The sequence below is a fragment of the Microcoleus sp. B3-D7 genome (assembly GCF_036705305.1).
Lineage (GTDB): Bacteria > Cyanobacteriota > Cyanobacteriia > Cyanobacteriales > Microcoleaceae > Microcoleus.
This window is the reverse complement of the sequence record NZ_JAUBUE010000041.1, coordinates 17367-42050: the sequence shown is the minus strand read 5'-3', so window position 1 is coordinate 42050 and position 24684 is coordinate 17367. Positions and strand designations below refer to the sequence as shown.

At 47.4% G+C, this 24684-nt stretch carries 18 protein-coding genes; 9 read left to right on the top strand and 9 right to left on the bottom strand.

Going from position 1 to position 24684, the window contains the following annotated elements; translation table 11 throughout:
• Positions 1–197: 197 nt before the first annotated feature.
• On the top strand, positions 198–1925 hold the full coding sequence (locus tag QUB25_RS22910) for a pseudouridine synthase (protein ID WP_333186424.1): 1728 nt from the start codon (positions 198–200) through the stop codon (positions 1923–1925).
• 469 nt (positions 1926–2394) lie between these two features.
• Here QUB25_RS22910 and QUB25_RS22905 read toward each other — a convergent pair whose 3' ends face one another.
• Complete coding sequence (locus QUB25_RS22905; protein ID WP_333186421.1) at positions 2395–4857, bottom strand: ATP-dependent helicase; 2463 nt, start codon at positions 4855–4857, stop codon at positions 2395–2397.
• A gap of 457 nt (positions 4858–5314) precedes the next feature.
• On the opposite strand from QUB25_RS22905, the gene QUB25_RS22900 reads away from it, so the two are divergent.
• A complete protein-coding gene (locus tag QUB25_RS22900; RefSeq protein ID WP_333186417.1) occupies positions 5315–6322 on the top strand; it encodes a DUF4349 domain-containing protein in 1008 nt (335 codons plus the stop codon).
• Between the two features lie 102 nt (positions 6323–6424).
• Here QUB25_RS22900 and QUB25_RS22895 read toward each other — a convergent pair whose 3' ends face one another.
• A complete protein-coding gene (locus QUB25_RS22895; protein WP_333060946.1) occupies positions 6425–7519 on the bottom strand; it encodes a RuBisCO accumulation factor 1 in 1095 nt (364 codons plus the stop codon).
• 156 nt (positions 7520–7675) lie between these two features.
• Between QUB25_RS22895 and QUB25_RS22890 the strand changes: the two genes are divergently transcribed.
• The 7 genes from QUB25_RS22890 to epsE all read left to right on the top strand — a co-directional run bounded on the left by QUB25_RS22890 (position 7676) and on the right by epsE (position 16121).
• Complete coding sequence (locus QUB25_RS22890) at positions 7676–8620, top strand: response regulator (RefSeq protein ID WP_333186413.1); 945 nt, start codon at positions 7676–7678, stop codon at positions 8618–8620.
• Positions 8621–8839: 219 nt separating this feature from the next.
• Positions 8840–9547 carry a bifunctional demethylmenaquinone methyltransferase/2-methoxy-6-polyprenyl-1,4-benzoquinol methylase UbiE gene (gene ubiE, locus QUB25_RS22885; RefSeq protein WP_333186411.1) on the top strand — a complete coding sequence of 236 codons (708 nt, stop codon included), beginning with the start codon at positions 8840–8842 and terminating at the stop codon, positions 9545–9547.
• Between the two features lie 85 nt (positions 9548–9632).
• The gene (locus QUB25_RS22880; RefSeq protein ID WP_333186408.1) at positions 9633–10865 is read left to right on the top strand and encodes a DUF445 family protein; all 1233 of its coding nucleotides are present in this window, start codon (positions 9633–9635) and stop codon (positions 10863–10865) included.
• Between the two features lie 169 nt (positions 10866–11034).
• Positions 11035–11343, top strand: coding sequence for a DUF3493 domain-containing protein (locus QUB25_RS22875; RefSeq protein ID WP_333057719.1), 309 nt, complete (start codon positions 11035–11037; stop codon positions 11341–11343).
• A 706-nt stretch (positions 11344–12049) separates the two neighbouring features.
• Entirely contained in the window at positions 12050–12625 is a 576-nt protein-coding gene (locus QUB25_RS22870; RefSeq protein WP_333186406.1) for an alpha/beta hydrolase, read from the top strand.
• Between the two features lie 621 nt (positions 12626–13246).
• Positions 13247–14464 (top strand): DegT/DnrJ/EryC1/StrS family aminotransferase, encoded by a 1218-nt coding sequence (locus tag QUB25_RS22865; RefSeq protein ID WP_333186403.1) that lies wholly within the window; start codon positions 13247–13249, stop codon positions 14462–14464.
• Between the two features lie 388 nt (positions 14465–14852).
• Positions 14853–16121, top strand: a complete 1269-nt coding sequence (gene epsE, locus QUB25_RS22860) for an exopolysaccharide biosynthesis GT4 family glycosyltransferase EpsE (RefSeq protein WP_333186400.1) — start codon at positions 14853–14855, stop codon at positions 16119–16121.
• A gap of 415 nt (positions 16122–16536) precedes the next feature.
• Here the strand turns inward: epsE and QUB25_RS22855 are convergent, their stop codons facing one another.
• From QUB25_RS22855 to QUB25_RS22825, 7 genes are all read right to left on the bottom strand, one after another.
• Complete coding sequence (locus QUB25_RS22855; RefSeq protein WP_333060937.1) at positions 16537–16761, bottom strand: hypothetical protein; 225 nt, start codon at positions 16759–16761, stop codon at positions 16537–16539.
• A gap of 235 nt (positions 16762–16996) precedes the next feature.
• On the bottom strand, positions 16997–17716 hold the full coding sequence (locus QUB25_RS22850; RefSeq protein WP_333186397.1) for a low-complexity tail membrane protein: 720 nt from the start codon (positions 17714–17716) through the stop codon (positions 16997–16999).
• Between the two features lie 432 nt (positions 17717–18148).
• A complete protein-coding gene (infB, locus tag QUB25_RS22845; RefSeq protein WP_333040949.1) occupies positions 18149–21343 on the bottom strand; it encodes a translation initiation factor IF-2 in 3195 nt (1064 codons plus the stop codon).
• Positions 21344–21725: 382 nt separating this feature from the next.
• Positions 21726–22040 (bottom strand): YlxR family protein, encoded by a 315-nt coding sequence (locus QUB25_RS22840; RefSeq protein ID WP_333060930.1) that lies wholly within the window; start codon positions 22038–22040, stop codon positions 21726–21728.
• A 94-nt stretch (positions 22041–22134) separates the two neighbouring features.
• On the bottom strand, positions 22135–23424 hold the full coding sequence (gene nusA / locus QUB25_RS22835) for a transcription termination factor NusA (RefSeq protein WP_333060929.1): 1290 nt from the start codon (positions 23422–23424) through the stop codon (positions 22135–22137).
• A gap of 270 nt (positions 23425–23694) precedes the next feature.
• Positions 23695–24162 carry a ribosome maturation factor RimP gene (gene rimP, locus QUB25_RS22830; protein ID WP_333040953.1) on the bottom strand — a complete coding sequence of 156 codons (468 nt, stop codon included), beginning with the start codon at positions 24160–24162 and terminating at the stop codon, positions 23695–23697.
• A 324-nt stretch (positions 24163–24486) separates the two neighbouring features.
• Entirely contained in the window at positions 24487–24675 is a 189-nt protein-coding gene (locus QUB25_RS22825) for a hypothetical protein (RefSeq protein ID WP_333186392.1), read from the bottom strand.
• Positions 24676–24684: the final 9 nt, after the last annotated feature.

The window sequence follows — 24684 nt, the reverse complement described above, 5'->3', positions numbered from 1 at the left end:
TAGCATATCAGGCTTGGTGCGACAAATCCTTTTTACTTAATTCGAGTAGGTATAAAATTATGCACCCTTCCCCCTTGCAGTACACGGCTGTATACGGTCAGTCGATTTTCGATTTTCGATTTTCGATTTTCGATTGACCGAAAGCATCGAGGACACAAGCACCTATGCCCTAATTCAGGTTTAAAACCAAATTCAAGATGCTAGAGTTGGACGCGCTTTTAGATTTCACGGACTGTCATTGGGAGTCTATCGACTCCCACCCGAATTATTGGTACGAAGGCCGTTGTCCTCAAAGCGGCGAGCTGCTGAGACTGCCGCGCACTCGAATGTCCGAGGAAGTCGCCCGGGGTTTGATGCAGTACCTTGCGGCTGACGATGCCTACGATCGCGAAGGGAAGATGTACGGCATATTGCTGGTGGAGATGCCTTCGGGGGAACAGCGGATACTCAAAGCATTTTCCGGGCTGCTGAACGGTTGCAGCATTGTTGAGGGCTGGGTGCCACCGATTCCGGGACGAGATCGAGTTGCTTTTGAGGAAGCCCGCACGTTAACTCAATTGGAGGCGATGAAACAGGAACTTATTGCACTGAATCAACTCCCGCAGCGACAAGAGTATGAAGCCTTATTTCGGGAGTTTGAAGTGCAATTGCAAGTTTTGAGCGATCGGCATCGCAATTGCAAGCAGCAGCGAGACGAAAAACGCCAGTTACTGTGTCAAACTCTCGCAGCAGAAACACTAGAAGTTGCCCTGGAACAACTGAATCAAGAAAGCCGTTTGGAGAAAATGGAACGCAGGCAATTAAAACGGCAGCGGGATGAAACATTGCAGCCGCTAAAACAATTAATTGAAGCTGCGGATGGGCGGATGCGGGCGCTGAAACAGCAGCGAAAAGAACTTTCCCGCGAACTTCAGACACAAATGCACGCGGCTTACACTCTGGTGAATTTTTTGGGAAAATCGCGATCGCTCTCTTCATTGATGCCAATCAATTCTATTCCCACTGGCACCGGCGACTGTTGCGCGCCCAAATTGCTCCACTACGCGGCAGTACACAACCTGAAACCGCTGGCAATGGCTGAGTTTTGGTGGGGGCCGCCATCGGGGGATAAGATTCAGGGAGAATTTTATGGCGCTTGTAGCGATCGGTGTCAGCCGTTGATGGGTTTTTTGCTGTCAGGATTGGCTCAAAATCCGATTGTTTCTAATATGGATGAGGGTTTTACGGGCGGGCTAGAAGCCCACCCCACAAGCAATAATTTTTCTTGTGGAACGGGCATCTTGCCCGTTACGCAAATGCTACCGATTATTTATGAAGACAAATGGTTGATTGCGGTTAATAAACCCTCTGGATTGTTGTCAGTGCCGGGTCGTTATCTGCAAAATCAAGATAGTGTTTTTAGTCGTTTGCGTAACTTATTACCGGATAGTTTTGATTTGAATGCGGTGCATCGTTTAGATTGGGAAACATCGGGTATTTTGCTATTGGCGCGGGACAAAGAAACTAGCAGTCAACTCAGGCAGCAATTTGAAACAAAGCAGGTTCACAAAGTTTATGAAGCGCTGCTTTCGGGTAGTGTAAAAATTGAGGCGGGGACGATCGATCTCCCACTTTGGGGCGATCCAGAAAATCGCCCTTACCAGCAAGTCAATTCGGAGTGCGGAAAACCCAGTGTTACTCGCTTTCAGGTAATGGCGAGGGAGGGAAATTTTACTCGCGTCGAGTTTTTGCCGCTGACGGGACGCACGCATCAATTGAGGGTTCATGCAGGGAATGTTCGAGGGTTAGGGATACCGATTTTGGGCGATCGGCTTTACGGATGTCGGGCTGCTGCGAAGCGGCTACACTTGCACGCGAGGGAACTTTCATTTGAGCATCCGCAGTTGGGAGAAAGGTTATACCTAAAGGCAGAAACACCATTTTGAACTCAGGGTGGCAACGAGAGATAGTCTAGCAGTAGGAATTACAGATAGAGGCAGCAAATATTTATTGTTGAGTAATCAAAACCACCTGAATTCTGAGCGAATTTACAGGTTAGCAGCCACCTTAAAACAATCAGAATGGTGGAGAATTGCGTATTAAATGAAGAAAGACTTTCGGGCAATATATGAACTTCATATTACCGTCAATAGCGCGCATCAAAAGTGAGATGATCCCCTGGTGAATCCTACACAAGGATGTGTATTTAGTTGTACTAACCAGAGGGTTAGGCTAACCGTCCCTGGATATTTCTAGCAATTTAGGTTAACCGAGTCGTAGGTTACTCAAAGCATTATATACCAAGGCTTGGATAGAAGCTAGAAGTTCCCAAAAAGGGGGAACTTCACCTTAAGTTCTCACCCATGAGTAGAGCCGGGGAACGAGCTACTTATTACTGATTACTTCTTACTTCTTTTATATGGCATTACTCGGAAATCTCTGCTTCAAAACAGGCATTACCGGACAAGGTTTTTGCTCCTGCAAATTCTCCGGTTTGTTCCAAGTAAAAGGCCCTTTCTTCTCCGCCGCCATCCACAGCAAGCTTTTTGCTCGCGTCATCGCCACATACAGCAGTCGAAACTCTTCTGCTGTCTTCAAATAACCTGCTTGTTCCCAGGCTTCGCCTAGATTTGGTAAAGGATATTTTTCGTGCAAACTTGCTCGAATTTGTGCTCTCGCTACCTCTGCTAAAGTGAAATCTCCTAAAAATCGGGTTTGCGGCAAAACTCGCAAATTTCCGGGGATAGTTTGTTCGTGCAGAAACGGCAAAAATACGCAATCCCAATCCAATCCTTTGGCTTTGTGCATGGTAATAATTGTTAGTTGACCTTTGCTGGTATAGCGTTCTTCTATTTTGTCGTCTGCATCCACAGGTTCAAATCTTTCGGAACTGACAATTTCGCTCAGTACATCCAAAATATTCCGCATTGAATTGTTGCCGGCTGTTTGGATTGCTACTCGTTCTGCTAATTTGTCGGCGGTGGCTAATTCTGTTTGGTCGTATTGCAGCGCTAAGGCTAAGAATGAAATGATTTGGTAGGGTGGCAGTTCTAAACTAGCTTGCAGCAAACCGCAGCAAAAATAGCGACATTTGCGAACGGGGTCTGACTGCTGCGGGTCTAGCGGGCCGGGGTAAAGAAATTTCTCGGGGCTAGTCGCAAAAGCATTGTAGTCTTGTTTGGGGATCAGTTGCCGATCGCTCAAAATCTTTAATGCTGCTTTCAGGTAGTCTGGAGAGTGCGGGCGATCGAGGAATTGCAGCAGTGTTAAGATTTCCCAAGGTACTTGAGAATGTCTGTCCCGCTCTCCCACATCCTCAATTTTAATCCCGTATTTCCGCAAATCAAAGCTTAATCCGTGTTTTTGAGGATTTTCCAGCACTTCTTTGATAAACTTACCCTGTTTGTTTTCCCGCACCAAAATAGCCATCGATTTCAGATTTTCTAACGGCAATTTGGCACTATTTTCCCCATCGCTCGCTTCCCCGCCTGAATCGATATCTTTGCCATCCCTGGCAAATTCAAAATCGGTGGGTAAAAATTCCTCTACTAACTCAATTACCCGCTTGCCAATTAACTCAATTGTATGGTAAATATCGCGGGGAGTATGCAATTCTAAGCCGCGACCAATGGGAGCCGGATTTGCATTCTGCTGCGGGTCGTGGCTGGGTACTGGCTTAATAGTTTGGTCGCGAAAAGGCTGTTCGGTTCCCGCTAATTTCGAGCTATTTACCCATTGCAACATAAAGTTAGCCGCATCGATAATTACTTGGGTGCTGCGACCTGCGCCGTCCATTGTCGCTAACTTATTCTCTACTTCGCAGCGATCGCAAAATTGGTTAAAATAAATCGGGTCTGCGGGAGTGAAAGTAGAATTAATCGCTTGATTTGGGTCGCCAACTCTGATAAAATTGGGAGGTAAAGTAGGATGATCGGGATCGATCGCCAATGTTTCCAAAAGCCGAGTCTGCAAAGGTGTAGAATCCTGCGCTTCGTCCTCGAAAACAGCAAATACTTGCTTTTGCTCGATCGCCCTCGCCCTCGGATTGTCCAACACCCGCAAAGCGGCTAAAATCATCTCGTCGTAATCGATGAATTCCCGACTCCTCAACAAAGCCTGATATTTTTGATATAAACCCCCAGCTACTGCTAAAATCTCATAACCGTCCCCAGTATCAAGAGCGTTCATTTCTAACAACTGTTCGGGAAATAAACCAGAAGATTTCGCCTCGTGAATCACAGTTTTAGCTACCTGTGGCAAAATTTCTGTCCGCAAAACCGATTGTCGCCGCAGCCTCTCCGTTTCCTCTCCGTCGAATTGCTGTCCTTCCAACAAAACTTGATATCTGCGGGGATTTTCGGCAACCCAAAGTTCTACACAAGTGCGAATTAATCGGTGACTTTGAGTGGGAGTAACTAAGGTTGAATTTTCTAAATTTAAACCCGACAAATCGGGATGGCGCATCGCAATATTCAAAGCTAAACCGTGCAAAGTGTGCACCGCAAAACCGCCTTGCGATAAAGACAATTCTGCCAATCTTTCCCGAATTTTAGCTTTAATATTAGCAGCAGCCGATCGCGTAAATGTCACGACAATTAACTGGCGGCGACTGTGAAGCTGGTTGCGGGCGATCGCAATTGCCGACGCAGCAGCCATTCCCGTAGACTTCCCGGCCCCCGGAACCGCTGAAACAGCAAGGGGGCCGCCTTGCCAATCCGCCATGTCCTGCTGCCCCGCACGCAAGCTTTCGCGAATTTTAAGGCAAGCTTGTTCTCGCAAAACTGCGGCAAACCCTGATTCGGAAAGCGCTGAGGCTACATCCGGGCGATCGATCTGGGTTGTCGATCGCATAAAATCAGTATCAAATTCATCTGTCATTCGATTTTAGATTTTAGATTTTAGATTTTAGATTAGAAAAATATTTGTGGCGTTCAGCCTTTTCAAACGGTATCAGAAACCGACTTGCTTTAGTTCCGATCGCGTATTGCCAGAACCCAAACCGTCAATCGATTTTAGATCTTAGATTTTAGATTAAAGAATTGAATAAAGCGACCTCGCTGAGAAATCCGGGGGCTGGCCATTGGGAGCGAGGAGCTTTTTTCTCGCTCCACGGATGAATCCGGGGACTTGTGACCCAATTGTTTTCGGTCATCACACCGATATTTATTGGCTTTCATCTGCGTTCATCTGCGTTTATCTGCGGTTAAAAATCCCCAAGTATTCAACCTCTACCGTTTCCATTTTGGTATCGGCTAAACTAACACTATCTATTGAAGCTTAAATTGAAACCAGCCTAAAATTCAATACCCAAGCCTTTTTTAGAGGAGTCACCCAAATGAAAACTCACCTCAAAATCAATTCCCCCCCGCCCAAGCCAAACCCAAACCCAGCCAACAACAGCACAACTCGTTTTGCTGTGGCAGTATTCTTAACTTTATCTTCAGCCATTGCTTTACCTAGCTGCGGAGGAGCTCAAACGTCCAGCAGCGCTCCAGGTGGCGCAGGTTCATCCAGCAGCCCTGAAAACCAAGTTGCCGCACCTGCTCCACCACCCCCACCCGCAGCCCAGCGAGCAGCCGGAGGGTCACAAACTGCTGCTGTACCAAAAAAAGCAGCAGAAACTCCCGCAACCCGTCCCCAACTGATTAAAAAAGCCCAACTCAGTGTAGTTGTCAAATCTATTGACGCCAGCACTAAATCTGTTACTAATATTGTCGAAAAACAGCAAGGCGATATCTTGGGTTTCCAAAATCAAAAGCCCCCGGATTCGAGTGTCCGCCAAACCGCGTCTGTGGAGATTCGGGTGCCTCAAGAACGGTTAGAAACTACTTTAGAGGCTTTGGCAAAACTCGGAACTGTAGAGAACCGTTCTCTGACGGCTGAGGATGTTACCAATCAATTAGTTGACAGCGAGGCTAGACTGCGGAACCTCCGCAAATCGGAAGAAATGGTGTTAAAAATTATGCAGCGATCGGGATCTGTCGGCGATGTTCTCAAAGTTTCTCAAGAGTTGAGCAATATTCGGGAGTCGATCGAACGCATTGACGCTCAGTTAAAAAGTTTGCGAAATCAAGTAGCCTATTCGACTATTAGCTTAACTCTAGAAGCAGCAGTATCGGCTCAACAAACTCCCGAACCTTCTCTAGGTTTGCGGGTGCAGGAAACTTGGGGGAAAGCGACTCATTCGGTGGGTGAATTGACGCTCGGTTTGTTTGCTTTGGGTATTTGGCTGTTGGCTTACAGTCCTTATTTTCTGTTAATTGCGGCTGCGGTTTACGGCTTTAATCGATTTAAGAAACAGCATTCTGATCCGACAACTCCAGAACCGAAACCGCCTCAGTAGTCAGTAGTCAGTTGACTGTTGACTGTTGACTGTTGGCTGTTGACTGTTGGCTGATAACAACTAACAACTGACAACAACTAACAACTAACAACTGACAACCGACTAATCATCAATTTGCCATCCATCTTTGGTATAGTCTTCATCCACAATCTTTTTGGGACGCATCACCAGAACAACTCGCCCCAAAATAGGAATATCCGGGGATTGTTCAAACCAGTACAATTCTAAATTGCCCCCGTTATCTGCGAGGAAATAACTCTCAGCATCCCACTGTCTTTGAGCTCGATCGGCAATAATCAAAACTTCTTCAACTTTGCCTTGCAGCGGTACCGGCAATCGATCGCTCATTTCCAAAACAGCCACCGGATCTTCAGCGTTCAAAATTACCTGCCATCCCGGAATCGCCACCCAAGCTCCGGCTCCGGAAAATTTTACCATTCGGAACGGCTCGATTTCCTCCGGCAAAGGCACTGCCAGCAAATCTGTCGTAGAAAGCGGCAATTTGCCCACAACCGGGACAATGCGGGGCAATTGTTCCTCGGTATCGAGCCTGTAGACGGGCAGGCGGGGCGCTTCCCGTCTCGGAACTACGGTAAAATCGACGAGCAACTGCTCGATTTGCGCCCTAGCGGTTTGGCTGCTAGCTAATTTTAAACCGCGAGCAATTAAGCGCGATCGCTCTTGCAAATCGCTTTTCTGTCTCGCCAATTGCCAGCATTGGTAAGCCATAGCATCGCCGGGAGTGTCTGTGAACCCTTGGGGGAGACTCCCGAAGTGCGAAAACTCCTTGATGGCTTTAGCAACTTGGCGAGCATCGTCAACATCCAAATTGTGGGTTAGCATCAAAGCAGCCGCCCCGGCCCGCTCTACTTGAGAGAGAATCCGAAACTCGTATAAGATATCGCTACCTTTGCCCAAAAAGTGCGATCGAACTTCCTCGGAAGCCCCAGCATTTACCATGCTGGTGTAGACTTGGGCTGCGACGCTCACTTGATTTTGCTGAATTGGCTCAAAACCTGTTTCTTCAAAAATCCTTTGAGAGTTGTAGCCAGCTTTTAGCAGTGCAGTGCAGGCTTGTCCCCACTCTACCCAAGTGCCTTCTTTTCGGCGGAGCGATCGAATTAACTTTTCGGCATCCACAGCAGTTGTGGAGGATGCAGATGCAGGAGGGGATGAATCTTGCGGTGTATCAGTCATAATTGAATCAAAAACTAGCGCTAAGTTATGTGTGGTTGGATACCGGCAAGGCTCGTGTCGCGGCAGAGCGATAGATTAATAGTAAGTGAGTTATGAGACTATTGTTACAGAATAGTTGCTCGCCTAAATTTACAAAGGGGAGTTTATCGTATTGTTATGGATAATGCCATTTCAGAGCTAGATCAAATTAAACGCCAGCTCATGACCCTACACAGACCGAAAAAGCCCAAAATGCTGGTAGTAGACGACGAACCAGACAATCTGGATTTACTCTACCGCACTTTCCGACGAGATTTTAACGTGCTCAAAGCTGAGAGCGGAATTCGCGCCTTGGAAGTCCTCGGCATCGAAGGCGAGGTCGCCGTCATCATTTCCGACCAGCGGATGCCCGAAATGAAGGGAACGGAGTTTTTGAGCAAAACCGTGCCCCAGTTTCCGAATACGGTCAGAATTATCTTGACTGGTTTTACGGACATTGAAGACTTGGTGGATGCGATTAACTCAGGACAGGTTTACAAGTATATCACCAAGCCTTGGGACCCGAACGAACTGAAAATGGTGGTGCAAAAGGCTGCCGAGACTTATGAAATTCTCAAGCAGCGGACTGAGGAATTGGATCGCGCCCAAAATCAAATACAACTGTTAGCAACAATCATGCAAACGGCTGTGGATTATCCGAGTTTGGAAGCAAGTTTAGACCCAATTGCTACTGCTATAAGTGATAATTTTTTGGCGGACTATTGCATTTTACAACTGGTGGACGCAAATGTTTTAATGCCACTCCAAGGCTGTCACACCACTGGTTCACCTGTGGAAAATTGGCTGGCAGATGATCCTCTGGTTCGAGAAGCAATTACCTCTCAAACTATTCAGGGTGCTGTGAATATTGGACTCGACACAAACCTAGCGAGTCTGCCGCACTATCAGAAATCCGGCATTCAAGCTCACCTGACCATCCCGGTGATTCACAAAGGTCGATCGATCGCCCTGATTTCCATGCAGTGGAAGCAGCCTTGTTCCCTGCGCCCAGACGAGCTCACAACAGTTCACCTCGCCGCTCAAGAAGTTGCTTTGGTATTGACGAGTTTTCAGGGTCATTAGTCATCAGTCATGAGTCATCAGTCATTAGTCCTTAGTCCTTAGTCGCCTCTAAGTCTTGAGATTAAAATGATAGCAAACCAATGAGTTCCGACAAAAGCTCAGCGCTCGCTAACAAATAAAAAAGCATTAATGACTGGCGACAGCATGACATGAATGCACGGATTAATTATTTTGTCCGGCTGACTTTACAAATTATCAATCACCAATGACAAATGACCGATGACTAATAACGCCGAACAAATTAAAACTATATTTAATCGAATTGCACCAGTTTACAACCAATTGAACGACTGGTTGAGCTTTGGGCAACACCGGATTTGGAAGCAAATGGCGGTGAAATGGAGCAGTGCGGGCCCCGGAAATACTTGTTTAGATTTGTGCTGCGGTAGCGGGGATCTAGCTTTGTTGCTGGCTAAACAAGCAGGGCCCACCGGTTGCGTATTTGGAGTAGATTTTTCCGCCGAACAATTGGCTGTGGCTGCGAGGCGCGATCGACCTTTTCTCACCCCTATAAGTCCCATTTCCTGGGTAGAAGCTGACGCCCTAAACTTGCCTTTTGCTGACAATTACTTCGACTGCGCCACAATGGGTTACGGCCTGCGTAACGTGACTGACATCCCCCGCAGTCTTCAGGAATTGCACCGCGTGCTCAAACCCGGTGCCAAAGCAGCTATTCTCGACCTCCACCGCCCCAGCAATTCCCTAATGCGGAGCTTTCAGCAGTTTTATTTAGACAGTCTCGTAGTGCCCATTGCTCAGCAATTTGGCATGACTCAAGAATATGCTTACATTAATCCTAGTTTAGAAAAATTCCCGATCGGCCAGGAGCAAGTGGCGATCGCCAACAAAGCCGGATTTGCCGCCGCCACCCACTACCCCATTGCTGGAGCTATGATGGGAGTATTGGTACTGGGCAAAGCAATTTAAAATTAAAAATGCTTGCAGTCTAGATCGGCTATCTAACTATAGGGTGCACCGATCCCTGTGCACCTTACCCTATTTTTAATCATTTATGAATCCGTCTGAAATTTGGCTGTTGTTGGCCCCACCTGTAGTGGGAGGAATTATTGGCTATTTCACTAACGATATAGCTATCAAAATGCTGTTCCGCCCCTATCGAGCTATTTACATCAAAGGGCGGCAGTTGCCTTTCACTCCAGGTTTGATCCCCCGGAACCAAGAGCGTTTAGCAAAGCGAATTTCCGACACAATTATGGGTTCCCTGCTGACGCCGGAGGAACTGCAAAACTTGGCGCGCCGCCTCCTGCAAACCGAGCGGATGCAGTCGATAATTCTCTGGCTGTTGCAGTTGGCGCTGGATCAGGTAAAAGCTGACGCAGAGCAAAAAACCGCTAAAATTCTCGCAAACATTCTGCGAGATTTGCTGGGGGAATCTATGCCGCGAATTCTCAAAGTTTTGGCGCGCCGGGAAGATTTTTTAGAAGTTCAGCTAAATCAAATTTTTGACCAAGTTTTGCTGGAGATTCAGCTAACGGAAGCTCAGGCGGCTCAGCTTGCTGAGTGGTTGTTGCAGGTAGTAATACCACCGGAAGTGCTGCGGCAGGCTTTAATTGACTTTTTGACGGATCGCAATATTTCGATCATCGATGAAGGCTTTCGAGAAAAAACCAGCGGCACTTATTGGGTAGTAGCAAATTTGTTTGGTTTGCGGAATACTTTAACTCGGCTGCGGACTTTTTGTCTTGATGACAGAGAAGCGACAAATCAGCGCTTAGCAGAGTTAACTATTTCTTTGGGAATTCGCGGGCGAATTCAGGAATGGCTGCAAAATTTGTCGATGCAAAATTTACCGGTTTCGACTGTGAGACAGTTGCGAAAAACTATGCGCGACAGCGTTCGCAGCTACGTTCAACAGCGCGGTACAGACGTACTTGAGGGGTTGAGCAAATCTATTGATTGGGAAAATATTTCGCGGTTGCTTCTCAATCGATTGCAAACTTCAGCGGTGATGAGCGCTTCCCTCGGAATTGTCAGCCAAGAACTGGCTTTGGTTTTAGAGCGCTATTTAGAGCGGGATTTAGAAAATATTGTAGCTCAGGCTATCCCGATTTTGAATATTGACCAGGTGATTGTCGATCGAGTAAAAGGTACTTCTCCTGAAGAGTTGGAGTTAGCTATTCAGGGAATTGTCCAAAGCGAGTTGCAGGGAATTGTAAATTTAGGAGGGATTTTGGGTGTTTTTGTCGGCTGTTTGCAGACAGTTGTGGTTTGGATTCAACGGTGATTTATTTCGGCAGTTGTGAGATATTTGTTGTAGTCTAATATTCGCTCTCTCTGGCGCACCCCGTACCAAAAACCTGGTTTTTCGGCAGTAGTTGCCACCTAAGCCAGAAGGTTTTTGGTAGAAACCGGGTTTTTGTGGCCCAATCCTAATTTACCTATTTCCTAAATCTATGCCAGCCCCCAATTCGGACGATCGCACAAACATCCCCAAAAACCCGCGCAACCTCAGCCGCCAACAATACGAGCGTTTAACCGCAGAAATGGCCACTCCCTACCGGCCTCTGCGACAGTTTGTTTACGTAGCTTGTGGCGCTTCGGGCTTTATCGGCGGCTTGGTTTTCCTCGCTAAAATTGCCTCTGGCCGGGAAATTGGTTCTGCTTTGCCTAATTTTGCCCTCCAAGTCGGAGTTGTGGCCCTGATGGTGTTCCTGTTTCGCTGGGAGCAGCGCGCCGAGGGCCGATCCCCGAAGTCGAAGTAACAAAACTTTACAAATGGAGACAAAAATCTATCTGAGGCAAGGAAAAGTTAGAAATATAAAGAAATTATTATGAAATCCTGGTTTGCCAGCGATCCCTGTAATTATAATAATGTGGCTTCAATTGGGGTCAGCAAATTTAAAGGCCCTAATCATAAACCGCTTGTAATTCGTTCAATTGGGGTCAGCTTTCATAAAGACCCTAAATATATTAAATAAATTTAAGCCCAGCGCCAGCCTTCACTGATAGAATAGCTGGCGTTCGGCATTTTGCTAGGATCGGGAGCTTGGGAGAGAGAATCATATCAATTTCGGTTGCACCGTCGGTGATTCTTGACTGTTGACTGTTGACTGTTGAGTATTGACTGTTGACGGTTGAATCGTGGTCGCAAAAGTGAATGGTTGAGTGTTATCAGTAGGGTGTGTACCGCGTACAGAGAGACCGGTACAAGTGCCCTGAACCGAGTTTTTTGCCTAGCATCCGATATAGGTAATACCAGTTCCCAAAAATCATCCAACTGTAGACTTGTGATCGAAACCACGATCGTCATCAGTCATTGGCAAATCTAAAATCTAAAATCTAAAATCTAAAATGGTATAAGTGCTGGGGCGATCAAATAATTTGGCATTTCCCGAAGAGCTTAGTCTGTGTAGTAACTAATGAGATGTGTCAAAGTCGAAGTAGAAAAAGATGTTGGGAGATTTTACTATGGGTCGATCATTTTTCAAAGGGCGGTGGACGTTATTTTTAGCAGCAGGCGCGGGAATTGTCTTTTACAGCAATGCTGCGGCGGCTGCCGAAAAGGTAGTGCTCAAATACAGTGCGATCCGAATGACTTTACCCGTCAGCGAATTAGAAATTTTTGCAGTAACTGGGCAAATGTCCCCCGCGTTAGAAATGCTGCTGGGAAAGGCAAAAAAAGACCCGGAAGCGGTTCGCAACAGTCTGATGAGACCGGTGAAAGTCAGTCAAAGCTTTTTGGATCGGACGCTTAACAGCAAGGTTGGGGAAATAATTCTCGATGAAGTGGGTCAGGTAATTCGCACTCCCTCTGGGGATGCAAATCGAGAAGCTTTGCGCGAGGCTTTGGTGCTATCGGCCACTAATGATAACGAGATTACACTACTGGAAGCTATGAAGAATTATCCTACTCCAGAAGTTTACGTTGAGGGCGATCGTTTAGTTGAAGCTTACGGCAAACTTGTAGCTTTGTCAGAACAATTGGGCGGCGTTTCAGAACGGTTGCAAGACATTTTAAACAAGATTCGCCTGCCTAGACTATAGCAGATGGTGTCAAGGAGGGTGGATTCGTGCGAGCGATCGCAGAATATTGTTGAACCTGCATCAATTACAGGGAAGTTACCTTTTTTTTGTGCAAAATTTGCCTAATTTTGATACGAGTTAAAAACAAAATCTAACTTCAGGCAAGCTTCAAACCAGACGGAAATCAGTCATTCCTAATGCTAAAATCTAAAATCTAAAATCTAAAATCTGAAATTAGATAACTTCGCTGTAAAATCTATATCGCGATAGATGTTCGACAGTTGACAAAAAGTTTATCCAGAAGTAGTCTTATTTTTTTTGAGTAAAGTATTTAAAACACAAAATGCACGCAAGAGCTTGTGTATCGCCCATAAAATGAAATCCGATCGGGTGGACATGGGAGATTATCTATATTAATATAGAGAAACGCTGTCAGAATCAGGCGCTTGCGGAAAAACGGCTGGTCATTAGTAAGCTCGTGCTATAACAAATGCCATTGCGCAAGGCATCCCCAAAACTCTTGACTAAAAAAAGGTGAGAGAGTGGATTAATTAACAGCACCTCCAATCCCAATAAAATCTTACTTTTTAGGGGTCTACACTTTCACTCGCTCGACTCTATTTACTGGGTAACACTAGAAAAATGAACAACAATCCTATTCGTTCAAAAGACCGTTTTTTGGTTTTCGGCGCTCCGGCGATCGAAGATGCTGAAATTCAAGAAGTGGTGTCAACCATGAAAACAGGTTGGTTAGGTACAGGCCCTAAAGTCATGAGTTTTGAAAATGACTTCAAAGCTTACAAGGGTTCCCAGTACGCGATTTCAGTCAATTCCTGTACGGCGGCACTGCACTTGAGCATCCTCGCTGCTTCGTTAGAACCGGGGGATGAAGTCATTACTACTCCGATGACTTTTTGCGCTACAGTTAATGCGATCATCCACGCGGGGGCAACACCGGTACTGGCGGATGTAGATCCGGTGACAATGAATATTGACCCGGCTCAAGTAGAAGCTAAAATAACTCCAAAAACAAAAGCAATTTTGCCGGTTCATTTTGCAGGCCGTCCCTGTGACATGGATGCGCTTTGCGAGATTGCTCGCCGTCACAACTTGAAGTTAATTGAAGACTGCGCTCACGCGATCGAAACAGAGTACAAGGGGCGGAAAGCAGGCACATTTGGCGACTTCGGATGCTTCAGCTTTTATGTTACCAAAAACATTACGACGGGCGAAGGAGGAATGATTCTGGCCGGCCGTCAAGAAGACGCCGACCGGCTCAAAATTTTAGCGCTGCACGGTATGAGCAAAGATGCTTGGAAGCGCTTCGGAGACTCGGGTTACAAGCACTACCAAGTGGTGGAGGTCGGTTTTAAATACAATATGATGGATCTGCAAGCTGCGATCGGCATTCATCAAATGAAACGAGTTGCTCCTTATTGGCAGCGGCGGGAGCAGATTTGGCAGCGCTACAACGAAGCATTTGCGGATCTGCCGATTACTTTGCCCGCGAGCCCCGAACCGGATACAATTCATGCTTATCACCTCTACACCATTCTGGTAGATGAAGCCAAAGCAGGAATCAGCCGCGACGAGTTTCTCAACGCTATAAATGCTGAAAATATCGGTGTCGGCGTACATTACATGAGTATGCCGGAACATCCTATATATCAACAAATGTTTGGATGGCAGCCGGAAGACTATCCGAATGCTAGCTACATCGGACTGCATACAATTAGCTTGCCGATTTCGGCCAAACTAACAGATGCAGATGTGGAAGATGTAATTGCTGCTGTTAAAAAATGTTTGGCGCTCGGCAAAGATCGGACTCAATTAGAATTGACAGCCGGCCAAGCCACCTAGACTATTAGCTAGACAACAATGTGAAACCTCTCCGGCTAGTCACCATCTATTGAAGAACTGCTCACATTCAGTAACCTAAAATTCTACACCCTTTCAATGTAGTGGGGTTGGAGTCTTTTGTTCCTACATCTAGACTTTTGGGTATCCCCAAAACTATATTTGTAGCTATTAAAAGTTCTGAGACATGAACTCTCTGGGGTGCCGAATGTGAGTCCAAATCCTGTGAACATAGATTTTGTAAAGCTAGTTATTGAAATCACCGACTACCTCTCCCCAAAAAATGGCTGGGCGTGGGTTTTGCCAGCTAAAAATCATCTTTGCTCAGGAACAAATAACCGATGGTTTAGCATATTTCAATTTGTCAAGTTGCTAAGGAAAATAATCAATAATGAATAAACAGATTGGCTACTTTATCCCTGAATTTCCCGGACAAACTCATACTTGGATATGGCGAGAATATCAAGCACTGCTCGATCTTGGTATGGAACCTCACATGATATCAACCCGCCGTCCGCCCACTCAAGTTGTACATACTTGGGCTGAGAAAGCGCAAAGTATGACTGATTATTTGATACCATTTGAGATCAAAGATTTTGTGAATGTTCCCATAGAGCTCATCAAAGCTGGCCCGATTGCCTGGTGGCGCTGTCTCAGTGTAATTGCTAATACTAAAAATATATCCTTTTCTCAAAGACTTTACTATTTGCTATTGGTTGTTATGGGGGCTAAGCTAGCTTGGCTTGCCCGAACCCAGGGCTGGTCTCACGTCCACGTTCATTCCTGTAGCAATGCTGCTAATATTGCCCTATTTGCCTCCATACTTTCGGACATAACTTATAGTCTGGCTCTTCTCGGTCAGTTAGAAGATTTTGGGCCCAATCAAGAACAAAAATGGAAATATTCTGCTTTTGCTTCTGTAATGTCTGAACAACTCCTCAACTCGGTTAAAAATGACCTAGCAGGCTTCTTGCCAAAGGATGTGAGGGTGTCACCAGTCGGTGTAAATCTCGATGAAATTAAGCGTGAAACTCCCTATACTCCTTGGCAGGAAGGCAGTCAATGCCTAATTTACACTTGTGGCCGTCTCAATATAGCCAAAGGACAAAAGTACCTGATTGAGTCAATTAAGTTGCTTCGACAACAAGGGTTTGATGTCCGCTTGCAGATTGCTGGGGAAGATGCAAAATCCGGTAATGGCTACCGTAAAGAACTCGAAAAATTCATTCAAGAGCAATCAATGTCTGATTATGTTGAGCTGCTTGGTTCTGTCTCAGAAGAACGAAATCGCCAAGGTTATCAAGAGGCTGATATTTTTGTTTTACCCAGCTTGAAAGAGGGAATTTCTGTAGCTGTTATGGAAGCAATGGCTATGCAAACTCCTGTAGTAGTGACGCAGGTGGGTGGAATGGCGGAACTGATAGATAACGGTGTTGACGGTATGCTAGTCCCGCCGGAAAATCCCGAAAAAATGGCAGAGGCCATAGCAAAATTGCTAAAGGACAAAGAATTAACATTGAGCCTGATTCAAAAATCACGACAGAAGATTGCTGCTAAATTCCACCATCGGCGTAGTGCTCAGATATTACTTCAATCCTTGGAGGAACTCACTTCACGGGGTGAAAAGCAAGTTGAAAGCATTGCTGCGTCAAGGTTTTGAGTAAATGGTCAAGCTAAAATATCTTTGCGGGCATGAGTCAATAAAAGAGAGTGGCGATCGTAGAGAATCAGGTTCAAGCCTATCTTGGACGATCTTATGAGTCAATAAGCCTGTCTAGAATCCGCTATCTTTGTTGAGGTTCAGGGGATTCAATGCTTTTACTATCAAGGTAAGATAGGCCTTGTCGCCCCCTCAAGGAACTCAGCTCATTTTTTTAAGATTGAACACGGTGATTTTTTTGAGTAGGTATCGATAACGTCCTAGCTCCTGAATAGAAGGAGCTAGGATATCTATGATTCATTCTAAAACGCCCTTTGTTCTGAAAAATCGTGAAATTAACGCCGTGTTTCAAGTTGGTTTTAAACATGGGGCGATGGGAAGGTACTATCGGTTACAGCATTGGGCTTGGCTGCTCTCAATAAGCCAAAGTTTCTAAAGTTTCCCGCAGATAGGAACGAACCTGCTGATCGATGGTGGCATTTTGCTGCTGACGATCAAAATTGAGTTCTAGCTGCCAGCGTTGAAATCCTGAACTTGCGCCGATCGCTGATTTGAGACTGCCCCAGATTTCAGAATCTTCGCACAGCTCAATCGGCTCGGCGGCTTGAGGTTCTTGCGCGAGCGGTAGATAATTCGCCATATTGTTATACCTCTGTTTTAATCCCCTGTAAGGATTGAAAGCTGACCTTGACACTCTCTATTATAGATTCTTCTCTCCAGATAGCCAATATAAAATATCCACAACCTGCGATTAAAAATTAAATATTAAGACTATTAATAATCTCTATCCGAAGAGGGGCCTTACCTATTTTTTTCACAGCATACATCTGTACAAATTAAAGTAGCTTAAACTACAATTGTCCCCCTCTTAATTTTTAATTTAACTTTTTTTCGCTCGACTGTTCGGGTAGAGATTTAAAGCCGTTGCTCTCAGCAGGTTTTGGGTTGACAAGACTGCCGACTGACGAATTCCCTATGGCGGATGCTGACCCAATTGACTCTACGGGTGCAGCCACAGTGGCAGTTGTCTCGGCTGCAAAAGCCGGCAAAAGTCGATCGACTTGCCAAGGCGCGATCGTAAAATCCTGCCGAATTTTTTCTAAAACATGAGGCTTTGTCGCGGCAAATTCTGATTCCGGCGTCAGCAAAACCGCCATGACACTAGCAGACACCTGGAAAAACAAATTGCTAGATAAAAAAGCAGAAGCTGCCAACAACAATCCAGCCCACCGCCAGGAAGGAGGAAAGGGAGCCACCGAAGCCGCCAGGGGGGCCCATCGGTAAAGCTGCCACAAAATTACTGCTAGCAAAACAGCGACAAAAAGAGCGAGTCCTTGATTTAACTTAGTTTTAAACCGAGTCAGAATCCGCTGCTGCACAGAAGTTAAATTCTGCGGTTTTACCGCCACCACTAAAATACTAAAAATGTAAAAAGGGCGGAACCACTGCATCCACAGCACAGGAACAATACCTGCTACAGCCACTAAAAATATTTCTAACCAGACAGGGAGGAGGGGAGAACCCACTGCGAGTCCCAGCAAGCACAGTCCCAGGAAAATCGGCAGTGTAGCCACCCCAGAAAGGTGAATCCACAAAAAAGGATCTGACCAAAAAGAACGCACTTTCAATAATTATGAGTTATTAGTTTTTAATTTTGAGTTTTGATAGTGTAGGACGCACTCTTAACCAATAAACCCGGTGCGAAGACTACATATCTAGCGGTAACACCAAGCATTTTGGGAGGAAACTCGATTGCTGTGCGTAAGTTTTATTGGAGTTTTAAATTTTGAATTTTTAGCAACAGCCAAGACGATGAGGACGTTGTTAATTGCGGACATCTTTGCTTTTATTACTTCTTCATTCTCTCCTCGATAACTAAAACCTTCTTCCTTCTGCTATAAGTTAAAAACAAAAGTTGCGAGTGATGAGTTTGGGAGTATTGAGTGAAGAGAAGAGTTGCGAGCGATCGGCAATTTGGTTGCGATCGCTCAAAAATTCTCTTCCCACTCAACACTCATAACTCAAAACTATTGAGAGAGAGTCCGGCGTTTAGTAACCATCCGGTAGGCTTCAATAATATCGCCATCCGCCCAGTCGCTAAAGCCGCTCAAGGAAATGCCGCATTCAAAGCCAGCATTGACTTCCTTGGCATCTTCCTTCATCCGTTTTAGGGAGTCGAGGACACCTTCGTAAACGACATTGTTACCCCGGCGCACCCGCACCTTACAGTTACGGATGACTTTGCCAGAGAGTACCATACATCCAGCCACAGCCCCGCGACCGATCGCGAAGACAGCGCGCACTTCGACTTGACCCAAAGGTTCTTCGACCAGTTCGGGTTCCAGCAGACCTTCCATCGCCCCTTGAATGTCATCCAAGAGGTTGTAGATGATGCTGTATTCCCGCACGTCTACCCCCGCTTGGTCAGCCGCGAGGCGAGCGTCGGTGGCGAGAGTAGTATTGAACCCGATAATTACAGCATTACTGGCTGCTGCGAGGTCAATATCCGTTTCTGTAATTTCCCCAGGAGCAGATAGCAGCAGTCGGAGTTGAACTTCTTTTTGAGGAAGTTGAGTCAGAGCGCCGACAATTGCTTCGAGGGAGCCTTGGACATCTGCCTTCAAGATCAAGTTGAGTTCCTTGAGAACGCCTTCCTTAGCTTGTTGAGAGAAGCCGCTGAGGCTGATCCGGCCGCCTTGCAGCAGGCGTGAATCTCGTCGGGAGGTAGCTCTTCCAGAGGCGATCGCCGCAGCTTCTTTTTCGTTTGCGAAGACATCAAACTCGTCTCCGGCGCGAGGAACTTCCCGCAGCCCTAGCACTTCCACCGCGAAGGATGGAGTTGCTTGCTCTACGCGTTCGCCCCGGTCATCGATCATTGCCCGCACCTTGCCCAAAGCCGAGCCGGCGACCACAATATCGCCCACTCGCAGAGTGCCGTTCTGCACCAGCAGAGTTGCCACAGGCCCCCTTGCCTTGTCGAGGTGAGCTTCAATCACAGTACCCTTAGCTGGTCGGTGCGGGTTGGCGTTGAGGTCTTCCATTTCCGCCACTGTCAGAATCATTTCCAACAGCGTATCCAGGTTTTCGCCTCGGATCGCGCTAACTGGAACCATCGTGATATCGCCGCCCCAGTCATCTGCCACCAAGCCGTACTCAGTAAGCTCTTGCTTCACCCGTTCCGGCTGAGCACCCTCCTTGTCAACTTTATTGATAGCCACGACAATTGGCACTTTCGCCGCTTTCGCGTGACTGATCGCTTCAATTGTCTGGGGTCGCACGCCGTCGTCCGCCGCCACCACCAAGATGGCGATGTCCGTAACCCGTGTTCCCCGAGCCCGCATCGCTGTAAAGGCTTCGTGACCGGGCGTATCCAAAAATACCACCTGCTGGCTCTTGCCTTCGTGTACCACATCCACGTGGTAAGCACCGATGTGCTGGGTAATGCCCCCAGCTTCTCCCTGAGCCACCTTGGTTTTGCGGATCGAGTCGAGCAAGGTAGTTTTGCCGTGATCCACGTGTCCCATAATCGTTACCACTGGGGGACGGCGTTCTAGGTATTCCAAATCCGCTTCGTCCAGCATCTCGATCACTTTGATAGCTGGGGCTACTTTTTCTGGGGTTTCCACCTCTACGCCCATTTCTTCGGCTACCATTCTCACCGCTGAAATGTCCAAGGTTTCGGTAATGTTGACCGCAATACCTTTAGAGAACAGCCGCTTAATAATTTCGGTTTCGGGAACTGCCAAAGTAATTGCTAGTTCCTGAACGGTCATCGGCCTGCTCAGCAGCAGCTTTTCTGGACGTTCTACCTTAGCTTCGGCTGTTTTGCCCCGGTTGCCGCGTCCCCCACTAGAACCAGAAGAAGAACTTTTATCGTGAGAAGGGCCCGGTCTTTTATTTTTTCCACTGCTTCCGGGTGCGCCCGGAGTTGGTGTTGACTTGGGTGCTGCTTGTGACTTCGCTTTAGCTGGGCGGGCTAGGGACAGGCTGACCGTGACCGGTGCTGGCATATCCAAGCCGTTTTCTAAGTCATCGTCATCCTCGTCTATGGGTTTGAGGCGAGAACGTTTTGCCTTAACAGCCTTAGCAGCTTTTGCAGCATCTGAGTTTTCGTCATCATCTTCTTCCCAAATGACCGATGTCTTTTTGGCAGGACGAGGGAGGGAGGGCCTTTCGAGGAGAGGAATCTCCAGCAACGGCGTATTATCTTCTTCATTGTCATCCGTGTCATCCCCTAGGGCTCCGGTGTCACCGCCGCGGCTACGCAGCCCGGTAGCTGACGTTGCGGGGGCAAGGCTCCGGCGCGGGCCACCGGGCTGGGGTCGAGCGGCCAGTGGAGTTTTTACTGGGCCACCAGCGCCTTCCCGGCGCGGTCTTTGCGCGTCGCGAGATTCGGTAGGAGCTCCCGGTGTCGGTCTGCTGGGCCGGCTCGGTTTAGCCGGCGCTTCCAGAGTTTCTGACTGTTCTGATTGCTCTTGCTCGGTTTTTGCAAGTTTGAGTACCGGCTTGTTCCCCAGATTTTGTGGGGTACGGCTAGCCGACTCTGATGCCCCTCTGACTGGCGGCGAAGTGAGTTTGGCCGACGGCGCAGGGGGGGCGATCGGCGGTTGCTTGGTGCGTTCGGGAGCCTTTTCCGACGGCGGTTGAGGTGCCGCAGGTGCCTGAGCCTGGGCGGTTGTTTCCGGGGCGATCGCACCTACATTTTCCGAGACTGTTTCCGACACTGTTTCCGACACTATTTCTGACGGAGCCGCCGAGACTGCGACATTTGGCTTCGACAGTACAGGTCGATTGATATTCGGTTTAGCTGGAGGCTGGAGTTGTTGAGCTGCAGGCGACTTGGGAGGAGTTGCCACGGTTGCCGCCGGCTGATTTTTGTTCTCCTCGTTGCCTGCAGGCTGGGAGTTTGCACCAGCCGGTCGTACTTTTGGACTGCGTATTTCTAAAATTTGCTGCTTTTTTTGTTGGTCGTTAGGGTGAGGGCCAGATTCTCTAGATGGCGCTGCTGCTCTTTCGGGTGGAGCTGGCTTGCCGGGGGAAGAGTGGCTACTGGCTACGTATTTTTCCGCCGTTTTGCGAATGCGCTCTGCTTCGGATTCTGTAATTGTGCTGCTGTGGCTCTTGACTGAAATATTGAGCCGCTCGCATACTGCCAAGATGTCTTTATTATCCAAATTTAGTTCCCGTGATAATTCGTAAATTCTTACTTTGCCGTTGTTCATCCACTCTGCCCTCTTTTGTGCCAACCAGTTTTTACATTGTGATTTTTTGTTCTAATGACGACATCATTCGCTGTGATTGATTCAGTGTCAGGAATCGGGGTTTTGGTACTCGCTCAGCAATTTTATCTAAAAGATGCAACTCGCTGAAGTCTGCGGTTGAAGAATTCTCAAGTCTGTTTGGGAACTTGGAACTCCGAAGTCTGAGTTTTGGCAAAACCCACTCTCTCAAGCTTCAAAGTTTGCCTTTCCACCTTGAGGATACCTCTGCTAGTACCCTACCCTTATCTAATCTGACACAAATCTTTCCAGACTGGTGGGCAGATCGGATTGGGGTTTTATAGCTGGCGCTACCGGTAATTACTGGTAGGGCTGCCAAGAGGGTTTATACAGTCGATGCCGAACTATTGTCGGTTTTTCGTCCGGGTGAGCCAGAGTAAGATGTACAGTCAGATGTGGCTAAACGCTGCCAAAGTGTTTGGTACAGTTCGTCAGACACAGCCGCTTTGAGCGATCGCCCAAGTCGATTTTTTTTCTGAGCTGCTTTGAGGCATTCTGCTTCCCGACAAAGGTAAGCAGAACGGCCCATGCCACGATCTAATTGTACCTGATGAGAAGGATAGAGCCTGACTACTCGCCAAAAAGCTTCCTTAGGAGCTATTTTTCGACAACTTGCACAGCACCGGTAGTTCGGTTTCATTTCTTGTGAGAGGGGAAGTAGGGGGAGAGGGGGGAGTAGGGGACAAGTCCTCCTGGTCTCCCCAAGAGAGAAAATCTTGTAAATGTCACAGTTTTTAGACTGCGGCTTCGGTTTCCTCGGTGGTGGCTGCCTCCTCTTCCTCAAATTCTGCGGTTTCCTCGTCGCCGTCGTAGTCGCCTGCTTCGTCTGCGTCGTAGTCGCCTGCTAGTTCTTCGAGCCTAGTTGCTTCTGCTGCCAATTTGCTGTCTTCGGCGGCGCGATCGTACTTAGCAATATCTTTGATATCGATTTTCCAACCTGTCAGGCGAGCTGCGAGGCGGACATTCTGACCTTCTTTGCCAATGGCAAGACTCAGTTGGTCTTCAGCGACCAAAATGTGAGCTCTCCTGCCTTCTGGAGCAACCAAACGCACTTCATCTACTCTAGCGGGACTCAGAGCGTTAGCAATATAAGTTGCTGGGTCTGGAGACCAGCGGATCACGTCGATTTTTTCGCCGCGCAATTCGTTGACTACTACCTGAATCCGCGATCCCCGTGCTCCGATGCAAGCTCCTACAGGGTCTACGTCGCGATCGAGAGTATCCACTGCTATTTTAGTCCGGGGGCCGACGTGCCGGGAGGGCGGATTTGCCTCCCTGGCTACGGCGACAATCCTCACCACCCCGTCTTCTATTTCTGGTACTTCGTTAGCAAACAGGTAAACCACCAAACCTGCGTCGGCTCTAGAAACAAGTAACTGCGGCCCTCTAGTAGAGCCTTCGCCTACTTTTTTGAGATAAACCTTGAATGTAGCGTTGGCCCGGTAATTGTCGTTGGGCAACTGTTCGCGCTTAGGGAGTTCGGCATCTACTTCTGGCTGACCGAAGCTGCTGGTAACTGCTAAAATTACCGACTGCCTCTCAAACCTGAGCACTCTTGCTTGAAGAACGGTTTCTTCTAAATCTTTAAACTCTTCTTGAATCATTTTGCGCTGTTGGTCGCGCAGTTTTTGAGCGAGAACTTGTTTGGTCTGGATGGCGGCCATGCGACCAAATTCTTTTTGATTTGGTGTTACGTCTACGAGTACGATGCTCCCAGGCTGAGCTTCCGTGGCTACTTCTTGCACTTCCGTAAGTGAGATTTCGTGATCGGGATTGATGACTTCTTCGACAATAGTTTTGTTGGCTAAAACGCGGAAACCTTCTTGTTCTGCGTCGAGTTCTACATCAAAGTTGTCGAAGTATTCTTCGCTGAAATGGTCGAGTTTTTGGGTACGGCGGTAGCGTTCGTATCCTTTGAGCAGGGCTTCTCGCAAGGCTGCTTGGACGGCGTGTTTTGGTAAATTGCGTTCTTTGCTAATACCTTCGACCATTTCTTTTAGTCCGGGCAGGGGAACCATTGACATATAAAACTCTCCTTTTTTGCTGTGGTAATAAGTAACTGGTAATCGGTAATTGGTACTTGGAAATCTTTAAGAAAAAGTGATGACAGAGGAGTGATGAGTTACTGGATAGGATTAGGGAAGCTAGGTGCAGTAACAATTTATTTGTTGTTCCTCTTCAACCCGCTGCTACAGATGTGATTGTTAAAAATTAACTCGCAGCCAAGCGTTTTCAGCTTGCTGCGAGGCAATCGCAAAACTCAAAACTCAAAACTCAAAACTCAAAATTTCCCTTTACATCTCCTTTCCTTCGTCTAGTTCAACTTTGACAATCTGAGGGCGGGGAATTTTAACCTGTCGCCCTTTTTGATTGAGATAAACCGCTGTTTCATCCCGGCCCAGGAGTAGTCCTTTCCACTCTTTGATTCGCGAGTCGGGTTCGGTGGTTTTGGCTGTCACGGGGAAACCTTTAAAGGTAATAAATTCTCGATCGCTGCTGAGCAATCGGGATATTCCGGGACTGGAAATCTCTAGCACGTAGGCATCGGGTATGATGTCGGCTGCCTCTAACTCAGCATCGAGGGCTGTGCTCATGCGCTCGCAGTCGGCTAAACCAGTGTCTTGTTGGAGGTTGCGGATGTCTACCCGCAACACGGGAGGATTTTGGTTGGTGTGAAACACTGCTCCCACTACTTCCAATCCCAGTGTTTCCGCAACGGGGGTAGCTAAGTCAATGATTTGTGGGATTAGGGGATGAGTCATATCGAATACTTAAGTTAAAACTCCTAAACTCGGACAGGGGCAAGGAAAAATTTGGTGTTGAGATTGCTTGGCTTTGAGGTGGTTTGATTAGGTGGCTGCGACTTTCGTCTTCAACTTTGGGACTTACCCAACATCCCAGCAGGGGATCTCAAGCGGGGGGTACCCTTACTAAATCAGTCCTCAACTTGCAAGTCAGACGCCCCGAGCTCTTTTCCTGCGACTAATGCAACAAAAAAAGTGGGCTTGACCCACTCCTAGGTAAAACAATTTCTTCCAAGAAGTTTGAGGACTTCTTCTGATCGAAGGGAGGCCTCTGTTCTCAGTTTAGCTCGATCGCCCGTCCGGTGACAAACCGAATCGGCATCGGCGGACTGTCCGACGGCACAAGAGGAGAGCTGACAGGGGAAATAAGGACGACTCGATCACCGTTTTGGAGCGGGGTGGGGCGAGGGCAAATTCCTGGTTGATACCGAAGCCGGTGCGATCGTCCCTAAAACTGTTGGCGATGGTCACTCAGGCGTT

What these genes read in the sequence shown, in the direction of transcription:
- epsE (WP_333186400.1), top strand. Translation starts at nt 14,853, where the DNA reads ATGAATAAACAGATTGGCTACTTTATCCCTGAATTTCCCGGACAAACT.
- ubiE (WP_333186411.1), top strand. Translation starts at nt 8,840, where the DNA reads ATGACTAATAACGCCGAACAAATTAAAACTATATTTAATCGAATTGCA.
- QUB25_RS22875 (WP_333057719.1), top strand. Translation starts at nt 11,035, where the DNA reads ATGCCAGCCCCCAATTCGGACGATCGCACAAACATCCCCAAAAACCCG.
- infB (WP_333040949.1), bottom strand. Translation starts at nt 21,343, where the DNA reads ATGAACAACGGCAAAGTAAGAATTTACGAATTATCACGGGAACTAAAT.
- QUB25_RS22855 (WP_333060937.1), bottom strand. Translation starts at nt 16,761, where the DNA reads ATGGCGAATTATCTACCGCTCGCGCAAGAACCTCAAGCCGCCGAGCCG.
- QUB25_RS22910 (WP_333186424.1), top strand. Translation starts at nt 198, where the DNA reads ATGCTAGAGTTGGACGCGCTTTTAGATTTCACGGACTGTCATTGGGAG.
- rimP (WP_333040953.1), bottom strand. Translation starts at nt 24,162, where the DNA reads ATGACTCATCCCCTAATCCCACAAATCATTGACTTAGCTACCCCCGTT.
- QUB25_RS22905 (WP_333186421.1), bottom strand. Translation starts at nt 4,857, where the DNA reads ATGACAGATGAATTTGATACTGATTTTATGCGATCGACAACCCAGATC.
- QUB25_RS22895 (WP_333060946.1), bottom strand. Translation starts at nt 7,519, where the DNA reads ATGACTGATACACCGCAAGATTCATCCCCTCCTGCATCTGCATCCTCC.
- QUB25_RS22840 (WP_333060930.1), bottom strand. Translation starts at nt 22,040, where the DNA reads ATGAAACCGAACTACCGGTGCTGTGCAAGTTGTCGAAAAATAGCTCCT.
- QUB25_RS22880 (WP_333186408.1), top strand. Translation starts at nt 9,633, where the DNA reads ATGAATCCGTCTGAAATTTGGCTGTTGTTGGCCCCACCTGTAGTGGGA.
- QUB25_RS22890 (WP_333186413.1), top strand. Translation starts at nt 7,676, where the DNA reads ATGGATAATGCCATTTCAGAGCTAGATCAAATTAAACGCCAGCTCATG.
- QUB25_RS22870 (WP_333186406.1), top strand. Translation starts at nt 12,050, where the DNA reads ATGGGTCGATCATTTTTCAAAGGGCGGTGGACGTTATTTTTAGCAGCA.
- nusA (WP_333060929.1), bottom strand. Translation starts at nt 23,424, where the DNA reads ATGTCAATGGTTCCCCTGCCCGGACTAAAAGAAATGGTCGAAGGTATT.
- QUB25_RS22900 (WP_333186417.1), top strand. Translation starts at nt 5,315, where the DNA reads ATGAAAACTCACCTCAAAATCAATTCCCCCCCGCCCAAGCCAAACCCA.
- QUB25_RS22865 (WP_333186403.1), top strand. Translation starts at nt 13,247, where the DNA reads ATGAACAACAATCCTATTCGTTCAAAAGACCGTTTTTTGGTTTTCGGC.